Raw genomic sequence first — 26,881 nt, forward strand, 5'->3', positions numbered from 1 at the left:
GGCGTCGGCGACTGGTCCGGTCGCGACGTCGCGGCGCGCCGGCGCCCGAGCGGCGGTGACACCGCATCGTGTCGTGCCGCACTCGCTCCTGGCTCCGATCCGGACGCAGGCTTCGGCGCAGGCCCTGAAGACTTGCATACGATCGGCGTACTGTCCGAAGCCATCACCGAGCCCTCTGTCGCGGCCCCTCGAACGTCCTCAAACCGTCCGCTGTCGGATCGCTTCGAGGTCCTTTACGGTATCGACGTCGCGCAGCATGTCCCCTCCCGCCGCGACGAGAGCCTCGGGGGGCAAGTCTCGCAGAAGGGAACCGGCGCCGAAATGGCCGCGGCACGCTTCAAGGCGGGGAAACCAACAGGCGGGAAAGCAGGCCGGCGGGCACCGAACGTCACCAACGACGCTCGCCGAGGGGCGAAGCGACGTCGCGCGCTCGACCACGGCGCGCAGGTAGGCCGCATCAACCCCCGGGACGTCGCCGAGGACGACGAGCAAACGATCCGCGCCGGCTCGGCCCGCTGCGGCCGCGCCGAGGGCAAGTGAAGCGCCGAGTCCGGTCTCCGGTCGTGGGTTCACGAGGCAGGTGAACCCGTCAGGGCGTACGCCGCCCTCCCGCGTCACCGCGAACAGCTCGTCCGGTCCGAGCTGCCTAATGGCGGAGGCGGCGGCCTCGACGAGGGTGGTGCCGTTCAACCGCGCCGTCAGCTTGTCTGCCTCGCCAAAGCGGCGAGACAACCCGGCCGCGAGGAGAACGCAGGCGAGTCTCAAGGGCGTCGCGCGGGAACGGGCTTCATGCTGTCAGCTTGGCGCGTAGAATCGAGGCTGACTAGGCGGCAAGGCGACATAGGGCGAACGTGCCGTCGGGCGGCGGGCCGAAAAGCGCGAGGCGGAGAGCGACGAGGGCGCTTCTGGGCTCTTGGCCGTCGCGGCGAGGAGCGCGGCGCGGACTGAGGGCGCGTTCGACGAAAGGCGGCTCGCCTGCGAACCATACCCGTCGCGACGCGCTACCGCTTCCGCGTCTCGCTGAGGACTTCGGCCAGGATCGATATCGCGATGGCTGATGCGTCCCTCAGGGAGGGAACGAGGCCGATCGGACCGTGAATCCGTGCGATCTCTTCCCGGGTCAAACCCATCTCCGCGAGCGCTTCCGCTCGCGCCGCTTGCGCTCTGCGACTGCCGAGCGCGCCGACATATGGGGCGGGGCCGCCGAGCGCTTGCGCCAGGATGGCGGGCTCCCAATCGTGCTCGTGGAACAAGAGGACGACCGCGGTCCATGCATCGTCCTCCGCTTCCGGAAGGCTGGAAGGCGTCTGAAGTCGCACCGTACGCACGGCGCCGAGGCGGTGCGCAGCCGCGCAGGTCGCCTCGTCCGGTGACCATATAACGACGTCGTAGCGCGCTGCCAACGCGGCTCTAGCGAGCGCGAGCGTCTCGGCGCCGCGACCGACGATCCTGAGTTGGAGACGAGGGACGAAGGTGAAGGCGGCGAACCCCTCTCCGCTCGCATCGCCGTCCGCCCCCGCCGTCCGGACCTCGCCGGTCTCGGCGAAGAGAAGGGTCACCGCTTGGCGTCGGGCAAGGGCGCGCGATGCCTCGGTGATGGCCTGCGATGCAGCGAGGGGGGTGATCCACACTTCGACCGATCCGCCGCAGGGCAGGACCACGTCGCCGAAGGGCGAGCCGTCCCCATACCGTAGGTGCCTCGGCTCGTTCGTATCGAGCGTCGCGACGGCTTGCGCCGCGACGTCCGCGTCGACGCAACCGTTCGAGACGTAGCCCGCCATCTCTCCGTTTTCCAAGACAGCGATGAGGGCTCCGGGCGCCCGGACGCCGCCGCCGGTCGTGCTCGTCACGACGCCGAGCACGCACCTCATGCCGGCTCGCAACGACGCCGCCGCGAAAGCCAGGACGTCGCCGGCGTAATCGAGATCTATGCTCATGCGAGCAGTGACGGGCAGCCCGACATGCGCATCCTTCCAGTGGGTAACCCCTGCCTCGCCCCTCATGGTTCCGTAGGCAAGTGTCACCCTCGTCTCAGCAGCCAGCGATCAGGTTGCACGCCGAGTCGGCTGGCGAGCTAGCAGGTCATGGCGCCTGACATCGTACCGGACGAGATCGACGTCGGATGGCGGATCAACCGACGCCGCCCTTCGCTGACGCGGGCGAGGTCCTGCCGGCTAGGGCACCAGCATCAGGACCGCACGCATGAGCCTTGGTCACAGGAACCGCCACTTGCGGCTGGGCACCGCGGAAAGGATGCAGACACGGACCTTTCGGACCGTGCCCGCGGCGAACCGTTCGGGGCGATACGCCAAGGGGGCGCAAAGGGGCGAAGTCGCCATGCTGGCTACTCGGCCGCTATTCCCTTCGCGGTCCCGCCGGGACGCTTGGTGAACCACACCAAGGTGATCATCGCGAGCGCGATCCAGCCGGATAGCCAGAACAGATCCGTCGCCGCGAGCAGGTAGGCCTGTTCGACCATCTGCCGCGCAATGACGGCGGAACCATGTGCGGCGTCGGCGCCGAGGCTGCGCAGCGTTTCGGTCACGCTGGCATAGCCGGCGGCGTCCGGCGTCACCCTGTCGGCGAGCCGGCTCTGATGGAGAGCCTCGCGCCGATCCCACATCGTGGTGATGAGGGACGCAGCGAAGCTGCCCGACGTGATCCGCGCGAAGTTCGAGATGCCCGTTGCGGACGGAACCTGCTCGCTCGGCAGACCGTCCAGCTGGATCGTCAGCATGGCGAGGAAGAACGAGCTCATCGCGACGCCCTGTGCCAGCATCGGGAAGGTGAAGTCCCAGAAGCTCGCTTCGGTCGTCAGTCCCGCCCGCATGAAGAACGAGACCGCGAAGGCGACGAAGGCGAAGCTCGCCAGCGCGCGGGCGTCGATCTTGCCGCTCACCCGCGCCACGATCGGCGTGAGCACGACCGCGACGAGACCGCTCGGGGCCGCGACGAGACCGGCCCAGGTCGCCGTGTAGCCGAGCTGGGTCTGCATCCAGAGCGGCATGAGGAGGACGTTGGCGAAGAAGACGGCGTAGCCGAGGCAGAAGGCGATCGTCCCCAACGCGAAGTTCCGCCGTGCGAAGAGCCGCAGGTCGACGGCGGGATGGCCGTCCGTCAGCTCCCAGATGATCCAAGCGGCGAAGACGACGAGCGCGACGAGTGCCATCGCGATGATGGTCGCGGAGTGGAACCAGTCGGCGTCCTTGCCGAGGTCGAGCACCACTTGCAGCGCGCCGACCCAGACGATGAGGAGCGCGACCCCGACCCCGTCGATCGGCAGCTTGCGCGTCGGCGTCTCTCGGCTTGCGAGGAAGCGCCAGCTGACGAAGGCGCAGAACACGCCGACCGGCACGTTGAGGAGGAAGATCCAGCTCCAGTGATAGTTGTCGGAGATGTAGCCGCCGAGGATCGGTCCCGCGATCGGGCCGATCAGCGTCGTCATCGACCAAACGCCGAGGGCAGTGGACCGCTTCTGAGGCGGGAAGATCATGAGGAGCAACGCCTGGCTGCCCGGAATCATCGGCCCCGAGACCGCGCCTTGGAAGATGCGGAAGAGGATCAGCGACTGCAGGTTCCAGGCGAGCCCGCACAAGAGGGAGGCCAGGGTGAAGAGCGCGACGGAGGCGGTGAAGGTCCGCACGATGCCGAAGCGCCCCATGAGCCAACCCGTCAACGGCACCGCAATGCCGTTCGCCACGGCGAAGGAGGTGACGATCCAGGTCCCCTTGCTCGGCGCGACGCCGAGGTTCCCCGCGATGGTCGGCAAAGAGACGTTCGCGATCGTCGTATCGAGCACCTGCATGAAGGTGCCGAGCGCGAGCGCGAACGCCGCGAGGCCGAGCGCGGGCCCGGTTAGCGGCTGCTGGCCGGGTCCGCTCACCTCATCGCTCCGAGGGCGGCCTGCGTTTGAACCCCGGACGCTCCTTGTGCTTCCGTATTCGCCCCGATGATGCGATCGATCTCGGCGTCCGCCTCGGCGAGGACGGTCCGGGTCTGGTCGCTCACGTAGGGAGCGCGGGCAGGCCGGGGCGTCAGCGCGCCCGACGTGTCGTTGGTGTCCACGGTCGCGCGAACGGAGAGGCCGATACGCAAGGGATGCTCCGCCAGCTGGCCCTGGTCGAGCTCGACCCGCACCGGCACTCGCTGGACGATCTTGATCCAGTTCCCGCTTGCGTTCTGCGGCGGCAGGAGGGCGAAGGCGCTGCCGCTGCCCGCACCGAGGCCCGCCACCCGACCCGAAAAGGCGACGTCGTCGCCATAGGTGTCGGTCGTGATGCGCACCGGTTGGCCGATCCGCAGGTCGGCAAGCTGCGTCTCGCGGAAGTTCGCGTCCACCCAGACGCGCCCGAGCGGCACGACCGACATGAGGGGGGCACCGGCGCCGACCTGTTGGCCGAGCTGCGCAGTTCGTTGCGCGACGATGCCGTCGACCGGCGCGACGACGTGCATATGGCTGCGCGTGATCGCCGCCTGGCGATAACGAGCCGCTGCCGAGAGCACCGCGGGGTTGGAGCGGACATCCGTGCCCTGGATATGGCTTCGGGCCTGCGCGAGGCGGCTATTGGCGACGTCGAGCGCGGTGCTCATCGCCCGCACGGCGTCCCTTGCGTGGGCCAGCTCCTCGCCGGATACCGCGCCCTCGTTCGCCGCCTCGCCACGCCGCGCGAGGTCGTCTCGTGCGGCGGCGAGGTCGCTTCGCGCCTGCGCCACTGCCGCCTCGGCTGCGGTCACGTCGGCCGTGTCCGCACGAACCGTTCGCACCGCCCTGGCGAGCTCGGCCGCCGCCGCGTCGAGCGCGGCGTCCGCAGCGACCGGGTCGAGATCCACGAGGGGCTGCCCCGCCTCGACCCGCTCGGTGTCGTCCGCGTAGATCGCGGTCACCGTCCCAGCATCACGAGCCGTTATGGCGACGATGTCCCCTGCCACGTAGGCGTCATCCGTCTCTTCAGTGGGCGGGGCGAAGAAGAGCGAATGAACGCCGTAAGCTGCGGCGGCCACCAAGACCACGAGCCCGAGCAGGAGGAAACCGCGGCGCCTCGCCTTGGGGCGCCCCTTGGGCGTTTCGGACGGTCCGCTCGTCGGCTCTGCCGCGGCGCCTCTTTCCGGCTCCGGCGTATCGAGCATGGGCGCGGCCCGCGCCTCGCGCTCGGCACGTTCGTCCGTCGTTCGTTCTTTTTCGTAGGCTTCGGTCATCGGTCGGACCTCGAAGTGGCAATGTCGATTTGGGCGGGCGGTTCGAAGCCCCCGCCGAGGGCGACGACGAGCTGGATCGTCGAGATGGCGGTGTCGGCCCTGAGGTTCGCGTCCTCCAGTTCGGCTTGGAGAAGGCGGACGTCGGAGCCGATCAGTTCGAGCCGGGAGCTGAGACCCGACCGCACGCGGACCTGGTCGAGACGCTGGGTCTCGCGGAGACCGGCGGTTACCGCCTCTTGCGCCTCGAGCGCGCGCCGCGAGCTGTCTATCCGGCTGAGCGCGTCGGCAGCATCGCGGACCGCGTCCAGGACGGCTTCGTTGTAGGCGGCGATCGCACGATCGGTCTCGGCGGTGGCCGCTTCGTAGTCACCCCGCAACCGGCCCCCGTCGAAGAGAGGTAAGTGCAGGGCCGCGCCGGCGCCGTAGGTCAGCGCGTCGTCGGAAACGAGGTTGCCGAGGCCTACCGCCTGGACGCCTGCGAGGCCCGTGAGGTCGATGTTGGGGTAGAACGCCTTGCGGGCCACCTGCCGGCCTGCGAGCGCCGCCTCCACGCGCGTTCGCGCCCCCAGCACGTCCGGTCGCCTGGCTAAGAGATCGGCCGGCAAGGTTCCTGGTATCGGAGGCGTCGCGGCGTAGTCGAGCGCGGTCCGGCCGATCGTCGGGTAGTAGTCGGCCCCCCTGCCCGCGAGCCGTGCCAGCGAGTGGACGAGGAGCGCGCGTTGCCCTTCGGTTTCGGCGCGCACCCTCTCCGCTTGGGCGAGGACCGTCTCGGCCGCCGTAACGTCCAACTGCGTCGCCAGATCGTTCCGCAGGCGCACCCGGGCCAAGCGCAACGCTCGTTCGCGCTGCGCGACCGTGTCCGCCGCGACTTGAACCTGCTGCTCGGTCCGGGCGAGTTCGACGTAGGTCTGTGCGACGGCACCACTGAGCGCCAACCGGGCCGCAGCGACGTCGAGCCCCGCCGCATCCGCCTGCGCCGCCGCCTGATGCACGGCGTCGGCGCTCCGCCCCCAAAGATCGAGGTTCCAGCCGAGGTTCGCCTGTGCGGAGCCGACCCATCGCGTCGATCCGCCATAGGGCGGCGGGATCGTGTAGACACCGCTCAGGCGCGCTCGCTGCTCGCCGGCTTCGAGCTCGATCTGCGGCTGCCGATCCGCTCCACGAGTACGAAGCTGCGCCGAAGCGAGGCGCAGGCGAGCCAACGCATCGTCCAAGGATGGGTTTCCTTCGAGCGCATCCTCGACGATGCGGTCGAGCTGCGGATCGGCGAAGGCGCGCCACCAATCCTGAGCAACGTCCGGCGCCGTCACGTCGCTTAGGCCTAGCGACGCCGTATCGACGGTGCGGCCTTCGGGCTCGATGCCCGGCGTGACGCAACCGGCAAGGCCGACGAGCGCCGTAACGGCGAGAAGCGTGGAGCGGGGTTTGGTCATTCGTCGTCCCCTTCGAGTTGTTCGAACCGCGTCAGGACACGCAGCAACAAGGATGCGAGTTGCGCCACTTCCTCGGGTTCGAGGGCGCTCAGCGCCTCTTTCCAAACGTTGCGGACGTGCTCTCCCTGACCGTGAAGGGTTGCCTGCCCTTCGGCCGTCAACGTCAGCTCGGTGACGCGCCTATCGGACTCGGAAGGACGTCGCTCGGCGAGGCCGCGATTGACGAGGCATTCGATCAGGCGGCTCATCGCGCCGGTGTCGTGGCCGAGGTTCCTAGCCAGCCGGCTGGGCGTCGAGGCGGTGCCCGCGTTGATCAGCGCCAACACGATCCACTGCGTCATCGTAATGTCGCCTTCGGCCAAAGACGCCGAGATCCGCGATTCAGCCAGCCGCTCGATGCGGCGGATCAGGTAGCCGATCGTCCGCCGGGGCTCTTCATGTCCAAGGAAGACGTCGTGATCCAAGGTTTTTACCTGCTTTGGCAATATGTGCCTGAGCAGATAGTGGATAGCGCGTTGGAGGCAAGCCCCTTCCCCGAACGGGAGAGCACAGTACCGTGTGGAAATGCCGTTGCCGGGCAGCAGCCGCTGGAGGGGGTCAGGGCGAACGACCGCTTCCGTTTGGCGCCGAACGTGACGATGGGGGCAGGCGGCAACACGCTCGACGACGCAAACACCTTCGACGTGCGCCGCTACGAAGTGTACGGCATCACAGCGCCGTACGAGGGCATGCCGTCACGGAACGTATTCCGGAAGGCGCGAAAGGCGACGGGGGAGGAGCACTCTTTGAACGACACTAGTCTTGCAGACGCCACTGACCCGAGCGTCCGCCTCGACGTCTTCACCCCAGGCGCGGACCGATCGGTCTTCGGCGGCACCCGCCCGGGGCTCGGCCGATGAGCGCAACGGCGCAGAAGGCGCGGCGGCACTACGCCGCCGTCTGGCGCTGGCACCTCCTCGCCGGGCTCGTCGTCATCCCCTTCCTCGTCATGGCGTCGCTGACGGGTGCGGTCATGGTGCTGAAAGGCCCGGCCGCCGGGTTTTTCAATCGCGACCGCCTCGTCGTTCCGGTCGGCACGGAGAGGCTCGCCCCCGCCGAGATCGTCGCTGCGGCGCAGGCTCGGCACCCACATGCGAGCGCCGCCGCCTACCTGTCGCCGCACGCGGCGAACCGCAGCGTACAGGTGCATCTCAGCCAGGCGCATGGCAGTCACGCCGGTGGACACGGCGCAGGGCGCACGCTGGCCCTTTTCGTCGATCCGTACACAGGCGAGGTACTCGCCGAGACCGAGCTTGGCCGGTCGCTGGCGGACCTCGCCGAAACCCTACACGGTACGCTGTTCCTCGGCGCGTTCGGAGACGTCGTCATCGAGGTCGTCGCGGGCTTCAGCATCCTGATGATCCTGACCGGCCTCTACCTTTACTGGCCGGCGCGGGGGCGGGACACCGCTCCGCCGGTAGGCCGCGCCGCATGGCGACGTGTGCACGGTCTGACGGGCTGGGCGGTGTCCCTCATCCTCCTCTTCTTCCTCGTCTCGGGGCTCGCCTGGACGCCGGTCTGGGGCGAAAAGCTGACCCAGGCCTGGGGGGCTTTCCCGGCGGAGCGGTTCGCCGCCCCCGCCAGCACCGCTCGCCACGCCGCGCTCGACGCCCCCGGGGCCCGCATCGTGCCCTGGGCGCTCGAGCGAACGCCCTTGCCGCGCTCGTCCCTCGCGGGCGGAGAGGCGCCCGCGATCGGTCTGGGCGACGTCGTCCGCTTCGCCGAAGCGGCTGATTTCGACGGTTACCGCGTTCTCCTGCCGCGCGGCGAAGGGGGCACCTACACCGTCAGCGCGACGACCATGGCGGGCGACATCGCCAACCCGATGCGGGACCGGACGATGCACATCGATCCCGTCACCGGAACCGTGATCGGGGACGTGGCCTTCGCGGACTACTCGCTCGGCGGCAAGGTCATGGCGGCCAGCATCGCGGTCCACCAAGGCAATGCGGGTGCGCTCAACGTCGTCATGAACCTGACCCTCTGCGCGGGCGTGTTGGCACTGTCGGGATCCGCGCTCGTCCTTTGGTGGAAGCGCAGACCGGCGCGCGGCCTGCCCGGCATGCCGAAAGCATCCGCCGCGGCAAGACGGCAGACCGATTGGGCGCTGTTCGGCGCCGCGCTTCTCGTGCCCGCAACGGCGGTCGTCGTTGCCGTGCTGGGACTCTACGGCACTATCGTCCGGCCACGTCGCAACGGCTAGCTCGATCGAGCGCTAAGGTCGCAGACCGTGCGGTCGGCTTTTCCCGTAGTGAAAGAAGAAGGACGTGCCTCCGACAACCCGGCAGCACGCTCGGTCTTCCTCGGGCTGGACCGAGACGATCCCGTGCCCTCCTCGTCCTATGCGGTCCATCGGTTCAGGCGTTCCAAACGCCGCCTCGACTTCGAACCGCAGCCGGCACGCGATCTCCTGCCGGCTTGGTCACGCTAAGACCGGCAGTCCGGCCCGCTGGCTCAGCGAGGGGCGCCGAGGCGCGTTCGCGTCGTCTGGGCGACTGAGGCCGTAGCTGCGCCAGCGTAGAAGCGTACCGCGCCCGCTATCCGGTCGTGCCCGACACGAGACGCAGCACCGAAGGGGAGCGTAAGACCCGTAAGGCTTGGGCCGAGACGCAGAACTCGCTCAACCAAAACGATGACGTAGGAAGTATGAATGGCGGAGAGGGTGGGATTCGAACCCACGGTACGGTTGCCCGCACAACGGTTTTCGAGACCGCCCCGTTCGACCACTCCGGCACCTCTCCGCGAGGTCTTCGCGGGCTGCCCCGCTGGCCGGGGCGTGAGGTAGCGGGGTGGTGAGGCAGGTGCAAGGCCGGATTGGGCGTTTAGGGAGATCTGTTCGTCTGTTCGAGAAAGATCCCGTCGCGCGGTCGTCCTTGTTAAGGGCAGCGCGGTCGGTAACGCTCGCGGCCCGGAGCGACAGGATTTCGGCATGACCACGACGAGCTCCCCTAATCCCTCGGTGAATCGCTCCCCCGCAGCGCTGGCGAGGCGGTTCAAGCCCGACCCCTTCGTCCTCCTGCTACTCGCAGCGGTCGTCCTCGCGCTCTTGCTTCCGAGCCCGGGCGCTAAGACGAGCGGCCCTCTCGATCTGCACCGCCTGACGCAGATCGGCATCGGTCTTATCTTCTTCCTTCACGGTGCGGCTTTCCCCACAGCCGTCATCGTCGAAAACGCGAAGCGGTGGCGCATCCACGCGCTGATCCAGGGGACGACCTTCCTTCTGTTCCCCGCTATCGGGTTTCTTCTCTACCTCGCGACGCGCGGCCTTCTCAGCGATACGTTGAGACTGGGCTTCTTCTTCCTCGCCGCCCTGCCCTCCACGATCTCCTCCGCCGTGGCGCTGACGGGCGTCGCGCGCGGCAACGTGCCGATCGCCGTCTTCAACGCCTCGCTCTCCGGTCTCATCGGCCTCGTGCTGACCCCCCTCTTGCTGCGCCTCGTTCAGGTCTCCGGCGGGGGAGGCCCCTCGCTCGGCAGCGCGGTCGCGGACATCGCTCGCGTCCTCCTTTTGCCCTTCGTCGCGGGTCAGGTCGCCCGGCCCCTGATCGGGGGGTTCATCACCCGCCACAAGAAGCGGATCGCCCTCGTCGATCGCGGTGTCATCCTGCTGATCGTCTACACCGCCTTCGCGTCGTCCACGGCCGCAGGGTTGTGGTCGACGATCGGCATCGGCGAACTCGCCGCGACGGTCCTCCTCGTCGCCTTGCTCCTGGCAGCGGCGCTCGCATCGGTCATAGCGACGACAAGGGCGCTGAAGCTCTCGCGAGAGGACGAGGTGGCCGTCGTCTTCTGCGGCTCGACAAAGAGCCTCGCGAACGGCGCGCCGATCGCCCAGGTCGTCTTCGCAGGAACGGGCCTCGGCGGCGTCGTCATCCTGCCGCTGATGATCTACCATCAGCTCCAGCTCATCGCCTGCGCGTCGCTCGCACAGCGCTACGCCCGCGCCGCATCGCGCGGCAACGCGGGCAAGCCGGCCCTTTAGATGTCGGCCCAGCGGCGAATGAGGTTGTGGTAGACGCCCGTCAGCTCGACGACGGCCTCCTCTTCCGGATGGCGCTGGTAGAGGGACTGGATCGAACGGTCGAGCTCGTAGAGCAAAGTCCGTGCGCCGTCGTCACGGACCATGCTCTGCACCCAAAAGAACGACGCCACCCGCACGCCGCGCGTCACGGGGGCGACGCGGTGAAGGCTGCTCGACGGGTAGACGACCATGTGCCCTGCGGGCAGCTTCACCGCGTGCGTGCCGTAGGTGTCATCGATCAGCAGCTCCCCGCCCTCATAGGAGTCCGCGTCCGAGAGGAATAGCGTCGCGGATACGTCCGTCCTGATCCGCTGATCGCTGCCGGGCAGAGGACGGATCGCGTTGTCGACGTGGTTTCCAAAGCGCTGCCCCCCGGCGTAACGGTTGAAGAGCGGGGGGTAGACCTTGTGCGGGAGCGCCGCCGAAAGGAACGTCGGCGAGCGCTGCAGCGCGTCGAGGACGAAGGCGCCCGCCTCGCGCCCGGCGGAGGTTCCGTCACGCAGCTGCTCGTTCCGCTTCGCGGACGCGGCTTGGGCACCGGACGTGACGTTTCCATCCACCCACTCGCCGGCGTCGATCAGGCCCCTGAGGGCAGCGACCTCCTTCGCGCTTAGAACGTCCGGGACCTGAACGAGCATAAAGAGGCCTCCTTGTCGCATCGTGCCTGCCCGCGTCGCGGCGCGGACAGGCGTTGTCCTGACGTCAGAACGCTACCCGAAGCGTTCCGGAGATCGAACGGCTCGGCGCGATCGTCGCCATGTGGGCCGCGTAGACGCGGTCGTAGTAGCGCTCGTCGGTCAGGTTCTGAACGTTCAGCTGCAGCACCACGTTGTCCGTGAACCGGTAGCTGCCATAGGCGTCGAGCCGCCAGTATCCGTCCACGCTGCGCGTGTTGTCCGTGTTGCCGAAGCGCTCGGACTGGTACTGGGCACCGCCCCCGAAGCTCAGATTCGTCGTCGGCGCGAGCACCGTCCAAAGGCTGGCAGAATGCTCGGGCGTATTCGGCAGGCGGTTGCCCTCCGTGTCCTCGCCGACGGGCCCGCCATCGACCACTTCGGAGTCGAGGTAGTTGTACCCGGCGAAGACGCTCCAGATCGGCGTGATCTGCCCGATCACGCTCAGTTCGACGCCCTGCACCCGCGTCTTGCCGACGGCGTCCTGCGGCGCCCCGCGCCCTGGTTCGATCGCGACGTGGTCGTCGACGATCTCGGTCCGGAACACCGCGGCTTCGACCGACAGACGCTCGTCGTAGAACGCCCACTTGGTGCCGAGTTCGTAGTTCCGGCCCTTCTCCGGCTCGAGGTTCTGGTCCTGCTCGGAGAGGTTCTCCGAGCCGTCGCCGACCGTCACCCCCGATGGGTTCGCGGAGGTGCCGAACGATGCGTAGACGCTGCCGTTCTCGCGGGGCTTGAAGACGACCCCGGCCTGATAGGTCAGGAAGTCGTCGTCGTTCGACAGGCCGGTCGAGGTCTGCGTACTGAAGTCGTCGTAACGCAAGCCGACGTTCAAGAGGAGCTGATCGGTGACGGTGACGGTGTCGAAGACGTAGGCGCCGAACGTATCCGCCTCGGTGCGCGTCGGATCGTTCAACGTGATCGCTCCGGTCCAGGGATCGTTCGGGTTCGGATTGAACAAGTCGGTACAACTGTAGCCGCTCGGCGCGCCCGCGCCGACGAGGTCGCATTCGCCCCGCCCGATCGGCTCTCCGTCGGCTGCCACCTGTTCCACGTCGTAGGTCGCGCGGTCGGTATCTTCCGTCGAGAACTCGACGCCCGCCGCAACGCTGTGACCGAGGCCGCCGGTCGCGAACTGGGCGGTGAGGTCGGTTTGGTTGACGAGCGTGTCGGTCACGGAATCGGTGCTCTTCACGATCCGGGCGACCAGCCCGTTCGCGACGTTCCCCTGACTGTCGTCCGGGTTGGATGCGATGTAGGCGTTGGACGAGCGGGCCAGGCGCGTGATGTTCCGAAGACGAAGGTTGTCGCCGAACTCGTGCGAGATCTCGACGATGCCCGAGTCGAGTTCGGTCTCGTGGAAGTCCCGCGCGAAGAGGCCGTAGAAGTTGTCGCGATCGATACCTTCGACGGGCATTCCGGTATCCAGCGACAACGGATGCCCGTAATCGATGATGCCGTCGCCCTCGTAGTGCTCGTAGGACACGTCGAGGCGGGTCGGGCCATCGAGGCCCACCGTGATCGTCGGTGCGATTCCCCACCGGTCGTCGTAGACGCCGTCCCGTCCGGGGATCTCCGCATCCTGCCACATCGCGTTCAGGCGGATCGCCACGACGTCGTTCAGCGCCTTGTTCACGTCGACCGTGGCTCGCTTCTGTTCGGCGTTCCCGTACTTGGCGGACGCCTCGACGAAGTCGTCTGCCCCCGCACGTTTCGTGACGAGGTTGATGCTGCCCCCGGGCGCGCCGCGACCTGCGAAGGCGCCGTTCGGGCCGCGCGAGACCTCGATCTGTTGCAGGTTGTAGACGTCGCGGGACTGGGCGCTCGAATCGCGCAGGCCGTCGATCAGCAAACCGGAGGTCGACTCGCTGCCCCTGATGAAGGGACGGTCCGCGAAAGGCTGGCCGCCCTCGCCCATCGCCATGGTAATGCCCGGCACCGTCCGCAACGCGTCGGTGAGCGAGGAGGCGGCGACGTTCTGCAGGAAATCCTCACCGATGACGGTGACGGACCGGGGCGTGTCGATGAGGTCGGCGGTGTACTTCGGCGAATCGGGCGCCAGCTTCTCGAATCCTTCGCCCTCGACGACGATGATGTCTTGGGCCTCCGCGACGCTGCTCTCGCCGCCGGCCTGCGCGACACCTCCAGCCCCCGCCGCGAAGAGCGCGAGCGCCGTGCCCGAGAAGACTCGGCCGGCTTGGCATCGGTTGTCGATCGGCATTGCTCCACCTCGTTCATGCGAATTACTCGCAATCGCGATGAAGCAATCTCGTGGCGGCGACAACCCCCAAACTGAGAATAATTATCAAACGCGCATCGACCACGCGGCTAGCGCTACGGATGCCACCGAACAATGAGCGGGAAGCGGGACTGAGGAAGGTCGCGAGGCGTCGAGCGACGCGCGGTGCCTTCGATCCGGCGGAGCGGCTTACCTACCCGACACCGCGCCGTCGCGGCTCTACCAGGAGCGGCTCGCGACCGCTTGCCAGTAGCGCGTGAACTCGACCACGAAGCCGTCCCGGGTATGGCGCACGACCTTGGCCGGGTTGTCGTTGACGATCACTTCGGATGCGACCGGCGGGCGGTGTTGGCTGAGGAGCGTGAGACCGACGACGGAGGCATCGAGGATCCGGCAGATGCCTTCGCGCCCATCCGCGAAGCGGACCAGTCGCTCGTCGCTTTCGACCGTCTTGGGCTTCGGCTGCGGCGCGGCGGCCTCGAACGGCAGAGGTTGCCCGGAAAGCTCGGCGAGTTTCCTGGCGACGCGCTCACGCTTCATTTGAGGAAGGTCGTAGGAGAAGGCGAAGCCGCCCTTGAACAGGCGCGCAGCGGTTCCCTCGAACCGGGTGATGCCTTCGACGTAAGCGATCACCTTCGCCCCGATCGCCGGCCTGACGTTGCAGTTCACCGACACGCCGCTGAGCGAGACGTCGATGACTTCGCCTTCGTACTGAACGTCGTCGATCAGGAGTTTGACCGGGACGTGCAACGCGACGCGATCGGTCTGGCGTTTATTGTGAGATCGCTGCGGTATCATGGGGGTAAGCTACGGGTCTTAGTCTTAGCGCGGCGTAAAGATGCGACTTCAGGTTGTCTCTACCGGGCGGCGAGTTGTTCAGACCGATCGCCCCTCGCGCTGCGCCACCCGACCGCCTAACTTCGCGTGATGGCGAGCTTCACTCCGGACTTTCTCGACGAGTTGCGGTCGCGCTTACGGGCGTCCGACGTCGTGGGCCGATACGTGAAGCTCAAGAAGGAGGGGCGCGAGTGGCGCGGCCTTTCCCCCTTCACCTCCGAGAAGACGCCGAGCTTCTTCGTCAACGACGAGAAGGCGCGCTGGTTCGACTTTTCGTCGAGCAAGAACGGCGACGTCATCGGCTTCTACATGGAGCATCTGAAGCTCAGCTTCCCCGAAGCCGTCGAGCGCCTGGCCGAGGAAGCCGGCCTGCAGGTGCCGAAGGACACACCGGAGGAGAAGCGCCGGGCCGAACGGGCCAAGGGACTGGCCGAGGCCTGCGCGGAGGCTGCGCGCTTCTTCCGGGTCATGCTCGGCCGGGCCGAGGGCGCGGACGCGCGCGCCTATCTCGACCGCCGCATGGTCGCGCAGCGCGAGCGCGAGGCGTTTGGCCTCGGCTACGCACCGCAGAGCCGCACCGCCCTTCTCGACCACCTCCTGAACAAGGACTTCCCCAAACCTCTCCTGATCGAGGCGGGGCTCGTCATCCAGCTGGAGGACGGCTCGACCTACGACCGGTTCCGCGACCGGTTGATGTTCCCCATCCTCGGCAGCAAGGACCGCGTGATCGCCTTCGGCGGCAGGGCGCTCTCGAAGGACGCGAAGGCCAAGTATCTGAACTCGCCGGAAACGCCGCTCTTTCACAAGTCGGCGGTCCTCTACGACTTCGCCCGCGCCCGCCGACGCGCCGGCGGCGGCGCGCCGCTACTCGTCACCGAAGGCTACATGGACGTGATCGCGGCCGCAGGCGTCGGCTACGCCGCGACCGCGCCGCTCGGCACCGCCCTGACCGAAGGCCAGCTCACCCTTCTCTGGCGCGCTTCGGACGAGCCTGTCCTGTGCTTCGACGGTGACAGGGCCGGACAAGCGGCGGCCTGGCGGGCGGCGGAGCGGGCGCTTCCCCTGCTCACGCCGGGCAAGTCCTTACGCTTCGCCTTCCTGCCCGAGGGCATGGACCCCGACGACCTCATCCGCCGCGACGGCAAGGCCGCGTTCGACGGCGTCGTCGAGAAGGCGCAGCCTCTCGCAGAGGTCCTCTGGACGCGCCACGTCGAGAGCCATGCCCGCGGCACGCCTGAGGAGGCCGCCGCGTTCAAGCGCGCCGCCTGGGACCTCGTGCGGCAGATCAAGGACGAGGACGTCAACGAGGCCTATGCGGAGTTCCTGCGCGGCAAGCTCGGCGCTGGCGCTGCGCCGGCGGCACCTGCCGCCCCCGGGCGCAAGGCCTGGCTATCACCGGCGGAGTTCCGCCGTCGCCGTGACGCGCCCACCGTCTCGCCGGCCCTCAAGGCGCGCCTCGGCGCAGGTATTCCGCAGGACGCGGTGCGCGAGGCGCAGCTCATCGTCACCCTCATTCACCACCCTGCCCTCTTCACGAACCACGAGGCGGCGGTGCTCGATCTCGACGTGCAGGACGAAGGGCTGAGAGGCTTACTGATGCACGCCGTGGGACGAATCACGGAATCGGGATCGCTTGACAGTGAGGCCCTGCGTTCGCACATGCTTGCGAGTCCTGGAACCGCCGAGGTGTATCAGCGCTGGTCGAAGCATCCGCTCGTTCGGCTCGCGCGGTTTACGTCTCAGGCGGCGCCTTACGACGCGGCGGAGGAAGGATGGCTGAACGCGCTATCCATCGACCGGTATCAGGGCGACCTCGAGGGCGAGGTCGCCGAGGCCGCTGCCGAGGCCCATTTGGACACGGGACGCGAGAGGACCTGGTTTGACGCTTTTAACCATAGAGCCAGGCTCCTCGCCGAGAACAAGCCTGACGACGACGAAACGGACGGGTGACACCCTCCGCGCGAGCTACGGGACCGCTTCATGAGCAAGACAAACAAGGCCGTAGAGCCCGAAGAGGACGGCGACCGCCCCGTCCTCGATCTCAACCTCGCCTCGGTCAAGAAGATGATCGAGACGGCGAAGAAGAAGGGCTACGTTACCTATGACGAGCTGAACGCCGTCCTGCCGGAAGAAGAGTACACTTCCGAGCAGATCGAAGACATCATGGCCCAACTCTCGGACATGGGCATCAACGTGACCGAGAACGAGGAGCCCGACGAGGACGACGCGCAGGCGAAGTCGTCGTCTTCGGATGACGAGGACGACGGCGACGACGACGAGGCGCCGCAAGGCAAGGCCGTCGCCAAGAAGGAGACGGCGGCCACCGTCACCACCAACACCAAGGCGGATTCGGACCGCACGGACGACCCCGTCCGCATGTACCTGCGCGAGATGGGCGCGGTCGAGCTCCTCTCCCGCGAGGGCGAGATCGCGATCGCCAAGCGCATCGAGGCGGGCCGCGAGTCGATGATCCGCGCGCTCTGCGAGAGCTCGCTGACCTTCGAGGCCATCACCGTCTGGCGCGAAGAGCTCGAGGAGGGCCGCGTCCTCCTGCGCGACATCATCGACCTCGACGCGACCTATGGCGGGGGGCCGGAGAGCCGCCCCGACATGACCCGGCCCGAAGTCGCCGAGCAGGTTCAGCGCGAGCAAGAAGCGCGCGCGGCCGAGACCGGCGAGGACGAGGACGAGTTCGACGAGGGCGACCTGTCGCTCTCCGCGAAGGAGGCCGAGCTCCGCGAAGGCGTCATGCAGACGTTCCAGGAGATCGCCGACGACTTCAAGAAGCTGCGCCGCCTTCAGGACCAGCAGATCGAGCTGCAGCTCGGCGGTGAGGACCTGTCGGAGAACCAGGTCAAGCGCCTCAAGAAGCTGCAGAAGGACATCGTCGAGCGCGTCCGCTCGGTCCGCCTGCACAATCACCGGATCGAGGCGCTGGTCGAGCAGCTCTACGCGATCAACCGTTCGCTGATGGCGCTGGAAGGCAAGCTCGTGCGGCTCGCCGACAGCTACGGGGTCAATCGTCAGGAGTTCCTGCAGTCCTACCTCGGCCACGAGCTCGACCCCGACTGGCTCGAGCGCGTTTCGGCTTACGAGGGCCGCGGCTGGAAGACCTTCACCGAGAAGGGCCAGCCGCAGATCGTCGCGCTTCGCGACGAGATCGGCACGCTCAGCCAGGAGACGGGCCTTACGGTCAAGGACTTCCGCCGGATCGTACAGACCGTGCAGAAGGGCGAACGTGAGGCACGGATCGCGAAGAAGGAGATGGTCGAGGCGAACCTACGCCTCGTGATCTCGATCGCGAAGAAGTACACGAACCGCGGTTTGCAGTTCCTGGACCTCATCCAGGAGGGCAACATCGGCCTCATGAAGGCGGTCGACAAGTTCGAGTACCGCCGCGGGTACAAGTTCTCGACCTACGCCACCTGGTGGATCCGTCAGGCGATCACCCGTTCGATCGCGGACCAGGCGCGCACCATCCGCATCCCGGTCCACATGATCGAGACGATCAACAAGATCGTCCGTACTTCGCGTCAGATCCTCAACGAGATTGGCCGCGAGCCTACGCCCGAGGAGTTGGCCGCCAAGCTGTCCATGCCGCTGGAGAAGGTCCGCAAGGTGATGAAGATCGCCAAGGAACCGATCAGCCTGGAGACGCCGATCGGCGACGAGGAAGACAGCCACCTCGGCGACTTCATCGAGGACAAGAACGCCGTCCTGCCGATCGACGCGGCGATTCAGTCGAACCTGCGCGAGACGACGACCAGGGTGCTCGCCTCGCTAACGCCGCGTGAGGAACGCGTCCTGCGCATGCGGTTCGGCATCGGCATGAACACAGACCATACCCTCGAGGAGGTCGGTCAGCAGTTCTCGGTGACGCGAGAGCGGATCCGTCAGATCGAGGCGAAGGCGCTTCGCAAGCTCAAGCACCCGAGCCGCTCGCGGCGGCTGCGCAGCTTCCTCGACAACTAGGAATCAGAAGGGCGGCCCGAGGCCGCCCTTCTTCTTTACGCGTCGCTCTCTCCGAAGCGCCGCGCCCCCCACCGCAACTCTTATGCACTGATCCGGATGTCGGCTCCCGGCGCGCGGAAGGCCGCGAAGCGTGCTGCGCGTTCTTGGGACGCGCTCGCCGCCTTGCGAACCTCGTCGCGGACGCTGCCCGGCGAGCGGAGCACTTCGAGACCGTAACCGGCCGTGGCGCGCCGGGCGACCCGAGCCGTTAGGCGGCCGATCGAGACGTTGTCGCCGACCGAAAGCTTGATGTCCGTCTCGACGAAGAGGCCGGAGAGCGACATGTCGAGGATGCGGCAGGGGTGACGGTCGCCATCTGCCGTCACGAGGTCGCAGCCCTCCTCGCACGCTTCGTGACGCGTTTCGCGGCGCAGTTGGCGGACGTTCGGCGCGATGTCCTCGAGCCGGGCGGCCTTGTCGCGAAGCGAGACGCGGAGGCGAAGCGTCGCCTCGCCTCGTCCGGCCGACACGCAGACCCCGACGAAGCGCATACCGCTTTGCAGATAGAAGACGACCGCATCGTCGAGGGCCGGCATGTGAGAAGACCGGATGATCACCGTGCGGAGGTCGTCGTTCAGCTGGATGAGCGTGCCGTCGAGCTCTTCGCCGTCCATGGTCAGCATCGTGATCGGCATCGCGCCTTCGGACATGTCCGTGGTGCGCGGAACGCCAAGGATCGAGGGGACGGCGGCGGTTTCAATGCTGGTCATGTCTCTGCCCTTGTTTGTTTCCTTCTCGAGAAGAGTGGTGACACAAAGCCGCCCCAATTGCATCACACCTTAGCGTGATTACTATTGCCCCATGCGCGTTTACTTGATGTTTACTATAACGCGGAGAATCCCGGTTGAAAATCATTGAGGCGAGCGAACGCATCTCGCGCGCGGACCGGCAGTCGTTTACGCGGGGTAACGTTCGCTACGATCGGGCTGTCCGAGGCGTCGGCCTAAACCGGACGAAAAAGCGGCGAAAAGGAGGCACGATGAAACGGCGCAGCATGTATGGGATCGGCTTCGTGCTCTTCCTCGCGATCTTGGCATGGGGGCTCCTGCATATGGGTGCCCTCGCGGCCTAGCGGTTCGTCACCGCCCCGATCGCGGCGCGCGTTCGTCTCCCGAGCCCCTCGCCCAGCAGCGTCGGTGCGAAGCGGCGCTGAAAGGCGGTGACGCAAGGCCCAGAGCCGAACGCCTCGACGCCGTAGCCGAGCCGAGCGAGCCGTCGCAGCGCTTCGGGCGCCTCCGGCACGTCGTCCGGCGCGCGCCCGTCCCAGGGGGCGAGCGCTAGCGCCTCCCTCGCGAGCCGATCCCAAGGGAATCGTTCGCCGGGATCGTCCTTGCGGTCCGGCGCGACGTCGGAGTGGCCGACGACGTTCTCCGGCGCGACGTCGTATCGGCGGCGAATCTGGCGCAGAAGCTCTAGGACCGTCTGCATCTGGACTTCGGGGAAGTCGCGATAGCCGAACTCGTGTCCCGGGTTGACGATCTCGATCCCGACCGACATCGCGTTGACGTCGCGGCGGCCGTGCCACTCGGCGACGCCCGCGTGCCACGCCCGCCGCTCCTCCGGCACGAGGCGGTAGAGCCTACCGTCCTCCTCGACCATGTAGTGAGCGGAGACCTTCGCTGCGGGATCGCGAAGCCGGGCGAGCGCCTCGGCGCCCGTCTTCATGCCCGTATAGTGCAGGACCACCATGGAGACGGGCACGCCGCGCTCATCGTGGTTGGGCGAAGGCGCGTCGATCATGGGGCCTCCGCGAGCGCTTCGGGCGGGGGGGCGGACTTCGCCGACTCGCGCAGGAGGACGAAGCCGACCCCGGCGAGGGTCATGGCGCCGCCGACGAGGAAGCGGCCGCTCAGCGGCTCGTCCAGGAGGAGCACGCCGAAGCCGACCGCGAAGAACGAGCAGAGCAGGCCCGAAGGCGCGAGCTGGCTGACGGGAACGCGCTGGATCAAGAAGTAGTAGCTGGCGTGACCGAAGATCGAGGCGACCAGCACCGAGTAGGCGAGCGCACCGAGCAGGAGCCAGTCGATCTGTCCGGTCACGGGCGCGAGCTGCCCCTCCTCGAAGAAGAACGACAACGTACCCGTCAGGACGAAGCCAACCACCCCGAACCAAGCGAGAAGGTCGAGCGCCTCGATCCCTTCGAGCCGCTTCACGAAGATCGCGCCCGCCGCCTCCGACGTCGCGGCGAGGACGATGAGCGCGGCGCCGAGCGCGAGGTTGTCGCTGCCCGTCGCGTCCGAGCGTCCGGTCGCGATCACCATGACGCCGCCCAGCGCGACGGACATGCCCAGCAAGCGGCGCCAGCCGACGCGCTCCTTCAGGAAGACGATGGAAAACAGCGTCGCGATCGGCACGTAGGACTCGATGACGACCGCCGACACGCTTGCCGTAGTCAGGGTGAGGCCGTGGAACATGAAGGCGTAGTTGAGCCCGCCGAAGCACGCCCCGGCAAGCACCACGCCCCCCATCCTGCCCGGATGCCAACGCCTGAACGGCGTGAGCAGTAGCGCGACGAGCCCCATTCGCGCCGCGGCGTAGGCAAAGGGCGGCATGCCGTCGATCGAGGCCTTCACGACCGTGAAGTGCAGGCCCCAGGCCAGCGTGATTCCAATGAGCAGAGCGATGTAAGCGGGCTTCACGCGGGGGCCTCCTCACGGAGCTGAAGGCGAGCGAGGCGGGCATAGAGACCGCCCTGAGCGAGGAGTTCGTCATGCGTCCCCTGCTCGACGACCCGGCCCTCGTCCACCACCGCGATGAGGTCCGCGTCCCTGACCGTAGAGAGGCGGTGTGCGATGACGAGCGTCGTCCGTCCTTTCGAAAGGCGCGCGAGCGCCTCTTCGATCAGACGCTCCGACTCCGCGTCGAGCGCGGCGGTCGGCTCGTCGAGGAGAAGGAGCGGTGCGTCTTTGAGGAAGGCGCGGGCGAGAGCGATCCGCGCGCGCTGTCCGCCCGATAGCGACGCCCCCGCGTCGCCGACCTTCGTGTCGTAGCCTCGAGGAAGGTTTGTGACGAACCCCTCCGCAGCGGCCGCGCGCGCCGCTTCGCGCACTTGTGCGTCGGTCGCCTCGAGGCGCCCGTAGCCGATGTTCTCCGCGACGCTCTCGTCGAAGAGGACGGCATCCTGTCCGACCAGAGCCACGGCGGCGCGCAAGCTGGCGAGACGGACCGACCGGACTTCCTGGCCGGCGATCAGGATCTCTCCGCCTTGCGGCTCGAAGAGGCGTGGGACGAGGGCGAACACGGTCGACTTTCCCGCGCCCGATGGACCGACGAGCGCGACCGTCGCCCCGGCAGGCACGTCCAGCGAGAAGCCCCGAAGCGCCGGTTCGCCTTGGTAGGCGAAGGTGACGTCCCTGAACGACAATGTAGGCGGCCCGTCGAGCCGCAGCGGCTGCGCTCCCGCCCGGTCCCGGATCGTCCCCTCGAGGTCCAGCACCCCGAGTACCCGCTCGAGCGCGCCCATTCCCTCCTGGAGAACCGCGTTCAGCGTGCCGAGACCGCGGGCGGGCTGAGACAGGAGGGCCATGCCGATGAGGAACGTCACAAGCTCGGCGCCGGTCAGATCCCCCTGCCCGATCCGGAACGCCGCGACGCCGACGATGACGGCGAAGGCCACGGCGCCCACGACGGTGATGATAGGCTCGTTCGCCGCGCGAAGCCGCACGAGCCGCATCAGCAGCGAGGCGCGCTCGTCGAAGGCTTGGCCGAGGCGCGCCGATTCGCGGCGTTCGAGGCCGTAGGTCTTGACCATGCGCTGGCCGCGCAAACTCTCGGTCAGAAGACCGGTCATGTCGCCGATCTGGGCCTGAACCCGTCGTGCGACCCGCCGCACCCTGCCGCCGAGCCACGCCACCGGCAGGCCTACCGTGGGGTAGACCAGGAGCACCGCCACGAAGAGGACAGGGTCCAACCAGGCGAGGTAGGCGGTGACGACCGCCAACCTGATCGCATCGCGCAGGCCGTTCGGGGCCCGCGTCAGCCCTTCGCGCAGGACGGTCATGTCGTTTGTGAAGCGGCTGACCAAGGGCCCTGCCCCCTCGCCCGTCACCTGAGCGAGGTCGAGCGTGCCGATCCTGGCGAACATGGCGTGCTGCAGGTCGCGCAGCGTCCCGACCGCGGCGCCCTGGGTCAGCACAGCCTGGGCGTAGAACAGGACCGCTTGCAGGACACCGAGCACCAGGAGGAAGACGGGTCCCCAGACCATGACGGTACGCGGACCCGCCGCGCCGAACGTTCCCGCCTCGCGTTCCGCGTCGAGACCGGCGAAGACCCACTGCGTGACGCCGAGAAGGCCCGCTTCCGCGACGGCGAGCCCGATCATGCATAGAACGCCGAGGACAAGTTTGGCTCGGTGACGCGAAAGGAAGCCGGCCCACAGCCGGAAGGCTGCGGACGGTCCGTGTTCTCGTGCGACTTTGGACCGATCGGACAACTTGCCCCCGCGCTTTGCCAGCCGCGCCCCGCCGCGCTACAGGCCGGGCCCGCATAGACGAGCGCGCCTTGGCCAGCAAAGACAGACTGAACGACGCCCTTCTGAGGTTCGCGCCGCCCCTCGGCGCAGCCTACGTTCGATTCGTGCACCGCACGACCCGCTGGACGCGGATCGGCGAGGAGCATCATGCGGCCATGATCTCGAGCGGACGCCCCTTCATCTGCGCCTTCTGGCACGCCCGGCTCCTGATGATGCCGATCATCAAGCTCGAGCAGGGTCGCGACTTCACCATGATGATCTCCGCTCATGGCGACGGCGAGGCGGGCACCCGTCTGGCCGCCCGCTTCGGAATCGACGCGGCTCGCGGCTCCGGTGCCGATCCGCGCAAGCCGGACAAGGCGAAGGGCGGCGCCGCCGCGCTCAAGGGGCTGGTCGAGAGCGCGAAGGCGGGGCGGAACATAGGCGTCACGCCCGACGGCCCGCGCGGTCCCGCCCGGCAGGCGCGGCTCGGTGTCGCGCAACTCGCGCGGCTGACAGGTCTGCCTGTCTTGCCGATGAGCTACTCGGTTGCGTCCGGGCGCTTCCTTTCGAGTTGGGATCGCTTCCTCGTGCCCTTCCCTTTCGGCCGCGGCGTCTTCGCCTTCGGCACGCCCGTCATGGTCGAGGGGCGGGGCCCCGTTCACCTCGAAGCCACGCGCCGAGCCATCGAAGCGGAACTCAACCGAATCACCGACCTCGCAGATCAGATGATGGGACACGCCCCGATTCGGCCCGTCCTCGCGCCCGCATGACCCCTGAACCTTTCTCCCTGCGCGCCTATCGCGCCGCCACCTCCCTCATGCGTCCCGTCGCGGACGCCATCCTCGATCGCCGCCTGAAGGCCGGAAAGGAAGATCCGGACCGGATCGGGGAGCGGCGCGGCGTGCCGGGACGGCCTCGCCCGGACGGACCGCTGCTTTGGATCCACGGGGCGAGCGTCGGTGAGTCGCTGTCCGTGCTGCCCCTGATCGAGCGGCTTCGCGTGCTGCGCCCCGAGGCCGGCATCCTCGTGACAACCGGCACGGTCACCTCGGCTCGGCTCATGGCGGAGCGGCTACCGCCTGGCGCCTTCCATCAGTACGCGCCTATCGACCACCCGGCCTTCGTCGGCGCCTTCCTCGACGCCTGGCGGCCGGACGCCGGCCTCTTCGTCGAGTCCGAGCTCTGGCCGGGCCTGATCGGCGCGGCGCAGGCCCGGCAGGTCCCGCTCGCCCTCGTCAACGGCCGCATGTCGCCGGGGGCATTCCATGCTTGGCGAAAGCGGCCGGCGGTCGCCCGCGCCCTGCTGTCGGCCTTCGATGTCATCCTCGGACAGGACCGCGCCAATGCGAGCCGATTCGCGGAGCTGTCCGGGCGGGAGGTGCGGAGCTTCGGCAACCTCAAACAGGCCGCCCCGCCGCTTCCTGCCGATGCTTCCAAGCTGCACAAGCTGACCGAGGCGGTGGGGGGAAGGCCTTGCTGGCTCGCCGCATCGACGCATCCGGGCGAAGAGGAGGAGGTGATCGATGCGCATAAGCGGCTATCGGCGACGATGCCGGACCTTCTCACGATCATCGCGCCCCGCCACCCGGAGCGCGGCGGTTCGGTCGATGCGTTGGTCAGGGGCGCTGGCCTCAGCGCGTCCCGGCGGAGCCGGTCCGATCTGCCTGGTCCCGAAGACGCGATCTACATCGCCGATACCCTCGGCGAGCTCGGCCTCTTCTATCGTATCTGCAACGTCGCCTTCATCGGCGGCAGCCTCATCGCCGTCGGCGGACACAACCCGCTCGAACCCGCGCGCCTTGGTTGCGCCATCCTGACAGGACCGAAGATCTTCAACTTCGAAGAGACCTACGCCGCCATGCGGGGCGCAGGCGGCTCGGCTTTGGTCCGCAACGCACGCGACCTCTCGGCGTCGCTCGCTCGCCTGATGAACGATCCGATGACCCAGAACCAAATGGCGCAGGCGGCGCAGGAATGGTCGGACGGTGCGGCGTCGGCCGTTCTCGACGACATCACCGGCGCCCTCGCCCCGGTCCTGGATCGCGTGCCTTGCTGACCCCGCCCGGGTTCTGGGCGGCGGGACGGAACCACCCCGCAGCCCTGGCCCTCGCGCCGCTCGGCGCTCTTTACGCCCTCGCGGGGGCGCGGCGGATCGCGAAGACGACGCCCATTCCCCTCTCCGTTCCCGTCATTTGCGCCGGCAACGCGACCATGGGCGGGGTCGGCAAGACGCCCTTCGTTCTCGCCCTGGGCGAGCGGCTGAAGCGCCGCGGCTTCGTCCCGCACGTTCTGATCCGGGGCTATGGCGGCCGCATCAAGGGTCCGCACCGCGTCGGGCGCGCGGATACGGCCGCGAGCGTGGGAGACGAAGCGACCCTGCTCCGCGACGCGCTGCCGGTCTGGGTCGGGGCGAATCGCGTGGCGACCGGACGCGAGGCGATAGAGGCCGGCGCTAGCGTCTTGTTGCTGGATGACGGCTTCCAGAACCCGGGCCTGGCGAAGACCTTGTCCTTTCTTCTGGTCGATGCCGAAAACCGGTTCGGCAACGGCCGCGTCTTCCCCGCCGGCCCCCTGCGCGAGCGGCCCGAAGCGGCGCTGGAGCGCGCGGACGCGGTGGTCGCAGTGACCGCCGGGCCGGACGCCGCCCTGCCCGACACGTTGCGTGCCTTCGCCGCGAACCGTCCTCTTCTTCGGGCGTGGCAGCGGCTGGACGCAGCAGCGCTGCCTCGGGACCTGCCCCTGTTCGCCTTCGCCGGCATCGGCCGGCCCGAGCGGTTCTTCCGCGCCGTAGAGGCTTCGGGCGGGCAGCTCGTCGGCACGAAGGCGTTTCCCGATCACCACCCCTACGCGGCGCGGGAACTCGAGGCGCTCACCAGGGCCGCGACGGAGCGGGGGGCGACGCTCGTGACGACCGCCAAGGACTTCGTCCGCTTGCCCGTTTCCTTCAGGACGTCGGTTCGCCCCCTGCCGAGCGTCATGCATGTGGAGGACGAGGACGCGCTCGACGCTCTGCTCTTTGGTGCTCTAGGGACACCGCCATGACGCAGGCCACGCAAGCCCGTTGGGACGACGCAATCCCCCTGCCCTCGCCGCGCGCGAATCGGCCGGTCACGCTTCTTCACCGCGTCGAGGCGCTGGCGGCGCGCGGGCTCCTCTCCTGGTCGCGGCGGACCGGCCTTGAGAAGGCCTCCGACCGGTTCGGACGGTTCGCACGCCGGTTCGGTCCCTTGCTCCGCCCCGTCCACAGACGTGGCCTGGAGAATCTCGAGCTCGTCATGCCGACGCTGTCGCGAGGCGAGAGGGAACGCATCCTGCGCGACGAGTGGGAGAACCTCGGGCGGACGGCCGCCGAGTACGCGCACCTGGCCGCGATCGGCGACCGCACGCGCGTCGTCGGCGCCGAACGGCTCGCGAACCTCGTCTCGAGCGGCGGTCAGGCCGTCTTCGTCTCGGGGCACTTCGCGAACTGGGAGGCGATGGCCATCGCGCTGCATCGCAGCGGGCTGCGTTGCGCCACGATCTACCGCGCGGCGAACAATCCGCTCGTCGACGAGGAGATCATCGGCCTACGCGCGGAGGTGATGTCGCGTCGGCTGATCCCCAAGGGCAAGCGCGGCGGCCGGGAGTTGCTCGCAGCGGCGAAGGAAGGCTTGTCCCTTTGCCTTCTCACCGATCAGAAGCTCAACGACGGCATCGAAGCGCCGCTCCTGGGACGAGCCGCGCCGACCGCCCCGGCCCCCGCCCGGCTCGCGCTGCGTCATGCGCTGCCCGTCATTCCTCTAGAGATCGTCCGAGAGCCCGGCAGCCGATTCGTTCTCACCGTGCACGATCCCATAGACTTCGAGCGCACGGGCGACACCGCCGCCGACACCCTCGCGCTGACGACGCGAATCAACGATTCGCTGTCGGGCTTCATCCGAACGACGCCCGGCCAGTGGCTCTGGTTTCACCGGCGCTGGCCGAAGGCGAGGCCCTGAG

22 protein-coding genes and 1 tRNA gene are annotated in these 26,881 nt (G+C 68.1%); 9 read left to right on the plus strand and 14 right to left on the minus strand.

Annotated elements, in window-relative coordinates; translation table 11 throughout:
* Nucleotides 1–198: 198 nt before the first annotated feature.
* From GGQ59_RS13000 to GGQ59_RS13025, 6 genes are all read right to left on the minus strand, one after another.
* A complete protein-coding gene (locus tag GGQ59_RS13000) occupies nucleotides 199–765 on the minus strand; it encodes a nucleotidyltransferase family protein (RefSeq protein ID WP_183819311.1) in 567 nt (188 codons plus the stop codon).
* 236 nt (nucleotides 766–1,001) lie between these two features.
* The gene (locus tag GGQ59_RS13005) at nucleotides 1,002–1,937 is read right to left on the minus strand and encodes an XdhC family protein (protein ID WP_183819312.1); all 936 of its coding nucleotides are present in this window, start codon (nucleotides 1,935–1,937) and stop codon (nucleotides 1,002–1,004) included.
* A 407-nt stretch (nucleotides 1,938–2,344) separates the two neighbouring features.
* Nucleotides 2,345–3,883, minus strand: coding sequence for a DHA2 family efflux MFS transporter permease subunit (locus GGQ59_RS13010; protein ID WP_221401041.1), 1,539 nt, complete (start codon nucleotides 3,881–3,883; stop codon nucleotides 2,345–2,347).
* Nucleotides 3,880–5,196 carry an HlyD/EmrA/EmrK family protein gene (locus GGQ59_RS13015; RefSeq protein ID WP_221401042.1) on the minus strand — a complete coding sequence of 439 codons (1,317 nt, stop codon included), beginning with the start codon at nucleotides 5,194–5,196 and terminating at the stop codon, nucleotides 3,880–3,882. Before GGQ59_RS13015 ends, GGQ59_RS13010 begins: the two co-directional genes overlap by 4 nt.
* Nucleotides 5,193–6,629 carry an efflux transporter outer membrane subunit gene (locus tag GGQ59_RS13020; protein ID WP_183819314.1) on the minus strand — a complete coding sequence of 479 codons (1,437 nt, stop codon included), beginning with the start codon at nucleotides 6,627–6,629 and terminating at the stop codon, nucleotides 5,193–5,195. The genes GGQ59_RS13015 and GGQ59_RS13020 overlap by 4 nt, the downstream gene beginning before the upstream one ends.
* The gene (locus GGQ59_RS13025; RefSeq protein ID WP_183819316.1) at nucleotides 6,626–7,093 is read right to left on the minus strand and encodes a MarR family winged helix-turn-helix transcriptional regulator; all 468 of its coding nucleotides are present in this window, start codon (nucleotides 7,091–7,093) and stop codon (nucleotides 6,626–6,628) included. The genes GGQ59_RS13020 and GGQ59_RS13025 overlap by 4 nt, the downstream gene beginning before the upstream one ends.
* On the opposite strand from GGQ59_RS13025, the gene GGQ59_RS13030 reads away from it, so the two are divergent.
* Together GGQ59_RS13030 and GGQ59_RS13035 are read left to right on the plus strand one after the other, a co-directional pair.
* Nucleotides 7,085–7,528: a hypothetical protein gene (locus GGQ59_RS13030; protein WP_183819318.1), complete on the plus strand. Its 444-nt coding sequence runs from the start codon at nucleotides 7,085–7,087 to the stop codon at nucleotides 7,526–7,528. The two genes, GGQ59_RS13025 and GGQ59_RS13030, sit on opposite strands and share 9 nt — an antisense overlap.
* Nucleotides 7,525–8,871 (plus strand): PepSY-associated TM helix domain-containing protein, encoded by a 1,347-nt coding sequence (locus GGQ59_RS13035; RefSeq protein ID WP_183819320.1) that lies wholly within the window; start codon nucleotides 7,525–7,527, stop codon nucleotides 8,869–8,871. The genes GGQ59_RS13030 and GGQ59_RS13035 overlap by 4 nt, the downstream gene beginning before the upstream one ends.
* 448 nt (nucleotides 8,872–9,319) lie before the next feature.
* Here the strand turns inward: GGQ59_RS13035 and GGQ59_RS13040 are convergent.
* Nucleotides 9,320–9,409: transfer RNA gene (locus GGQ59_RS13040), tRNA-Ser, on the minus strand.
* Between the two features lie 188 nt (nucleotides 9,410–9,597).
* Between GGQ59_RS13040 and GGQ59_RS13045 the strand changes: the two genes are divergently transcribed.
* Entirely contained in the window at nucleotides 9,598–10,650 is a 1,053-nt protein-coding gene (locus GGQ59_RS13045; RefSeq protein WP_183819322.1) for a bile acid:sodium symporter family protein, read from the plus strand.
* On the opposite strand, the gene GGQ59_RS13050 is transcribed toward GGQ59_RS13045, so the two are convergent.
* The 3 genes from GGQ59_RS13050 to GGQ59_RS13060 all read right to left on the minus strand — a co-directional run bounded on the left by GGQ59_RS13050 (nucleotide 10,647) and on the right by GGQ59_RS13060 (nucleotide 14,400).
* Complete coding sequence (locus GGQ59_RS13050) at nucleotides 10,647–11,327, minus strand: Fe2+-dependent dioxygenase (RefSeq protein ID WP_183819324.1); 681 nt, start codon at nucleotides 11,325–11,327, stop codon at nucleotides 10,647–10,649. The genes GGQ59_RS13045 and GGQ59_RS13050 overlap by 4 nt on opposite strands.
* Nucleotides 11,328–11,391: 64 nt before the next feature.
* Complete coding sequence (locus tag GGQ59_RS13055; RefSeq protein ID WP_183819326.1) at nucleotides 11,392–13,584, minus strand: TonB-dependent receptor; 2,193 nt, start codon at nucleotides 13,582–13,584, stop codon at nucleotides 11,392–11,394.
* A gap of 237 nt (nucleotides 13,585–13,821) precedes the next feature.
* The gene (locus tag GGQ59_RS13060; protein WP_281373860.1) at nucleotides 13,822–14,400 is read right to left on the minus strand and encodes a PilZ domain-containing protein; all 579 of its coding nucleotides are present in this window, start codon (nucleotides 14,398–14,400) and stop codon (nucleotides 13,822–13,824) included.
* A 129-nt stretch (nucleotides 14,401–14,529) separates the two neighbouring features.
* Here GGQ59_RS13060 and dnaG point away from each other — a divergent pair, with 129 nt between their 5' ends.
* Nucleotides 14,530–16,389: a DNA primase gene (dnaG, locus tag GGQ59_RS13065; RefSeq protein WP_183819330.1), complete on the plus strand. Its 1,860-nt coding sequence runs from the start codon at nucleotides 14,530–14,532 to the stop codon at nucleotides 16,387–16,389.
* Between the two features lie 30 nt (nucleotides 16,390–16,419).
* Nucleotides 16,420–18,411, plus strand: coding sequence for an RNA polymerase sigma factor RpoD (gene rpoD, locus GGQ59_RS13070; protein WP_183819332.1), 1,992 nt, complete (start codon nucleotides 16,420–16,422; stop codon nucleotides 18,409–18,411).
* Nucleotides 18,412–18,491: 80 nt separating this feature from the next.
* Here the strand turns inward: rpoD and GGQ59_RS13075 are convergent, their stop codons facing one another.
* The 4 genes from GGQ59_RS13075 to GGQ59_RS13090 all read right to left on the minus strand — a co-directional run bounded on the left by GGQ59_RS13075 (nucleotide 18,492) and on the right by GGQ59_RS13090 (nucleotide 22,771).
* On the minus strand, nucleotides 18,492–19,160 hold the full coding sequence (locus GGQ59_RS13075; RefSeq protein ID WP_183819334.1) for a PilZ domain-containing protein: 669 nt from the start codon (nucleotides 19,158–19,160) through the stop codon (nucleotides 18,492–18,494).
* A 358-nt stretch (nucleotides 19,161–19,518) separates the two neighbouring features.
* The gene (locus GGQ59_RS13080) at nucleotides 19,519–20,190 is read right to left on the minus strand and encodes an N-acetylmuramoyl-L-alanine amidase (RefSeq protein ID WP_183819336.1); all 672 of its coding nucleotides are present in this window, start codon (nucleotides 20,188–20,190) and stop codon (nucleotides 19,519–19,521) included.
* Complete coding sequence (locus tag GGQ59_RS13085; protein WP_183819338.1) at nucleotides 20,187–21,089, minus strand: EamA family transporter; 903 nt, start codon at nucleotides 21,087–21,089, stop codon at nucleotides 20,187–20,189. The genes GGQ59_RS13080 and GGQ59_RS13085 overlap by 4 nt, the downstream gene beginning before the upstream one ends.
* Entirely contained in the window at nucleotides 21,086–22,771 is a 1,686-nt protein-coding gene (locus GGQ59_RS13090; RefSeq protein ID WP_183819340.1) for an ABC transporter ATP-binding protein, read from the minus strand. The genes GGQ59_RS13085 and GGQ59_RS13090 overlap by 4 nt, the downstream gene beginning before the upstream one ends.
* Nucleotides 22,772–22,950: 179 nt before the next feature.
* On the opposite strand from GGQ59_RS13090, the gene GGQ59_RS13095 reads away from it, so the two are divergent.
* From GGQ59_RS13095 to GGQ59_RS13110, 4 genes are read left to right on the plus strand one after another with little or no spacing between them, the layout of a single operon-like run.
* A complete protein-coding gene (locus GGQ59_RS13095; RefSeq protein ID WP_183819342.1) occupies nucleotides 22,951–23,673 on the plus strand; it encodes a lysophospholipid acyltransferase family protein in 723 nt (240 codons plus the stop codon).
* A complete protein-coding gene (locus GGQ59_RS13100; protein ID WP_221401043.1) occupies nucleotides 23,670–24,959 on the plus strand; it encodes a 3-deoxy-D-manno-octulosonic acid transferase in 1,290 nt (429 codons plus the stop codon). The genes GGQ59_RS13095 and GGQ59_RS13100 overlap by 4 nt, the downstream gene beginning before the upstream one ends.
* Complete coding sequence (gene lpxK, locus GGQ59_RS13105) at nucleotides 24,953–25,945, plus strand: tetraacyldisaccharide 4'-kinase (RefSeq protein ID WP_221401044.1); 993 nt, start codon at nucleotides 24,953–24,955, stop codon at nucleotides 25,943–25,945. Before GGQ59_RS13100 ends, lpxK begins: the two co-directional genes overlap by 7 nt.
* Nucleotides 25,942–26,880, plus strand: coding sequence for a lysophospholipid acyltransferase family protein (locus tag GGQ59_RS13110; RefSeq protein WP_183819346.1), 939 nt, complete (start codon nucleotides 25,942–25,944; stop codon nucleotides 26,878–26,880). The genes lpxK and GGQ59_RS13110 overlap by 4 nt, the downstream gene beginning before the upstream one ends.
* Nucleotide 26,881 lies beyond the last annotated feature (1 nt).

This window comes from Parvularcula dongshanensis, assembly GCF_014199615.1.
GTDB lineage: Bacteria > Pseudomonadota > Alphaproteobacteria > Caulobacterales > Parvularculaceae > Parvularcula > Parvularcula dongshanensis.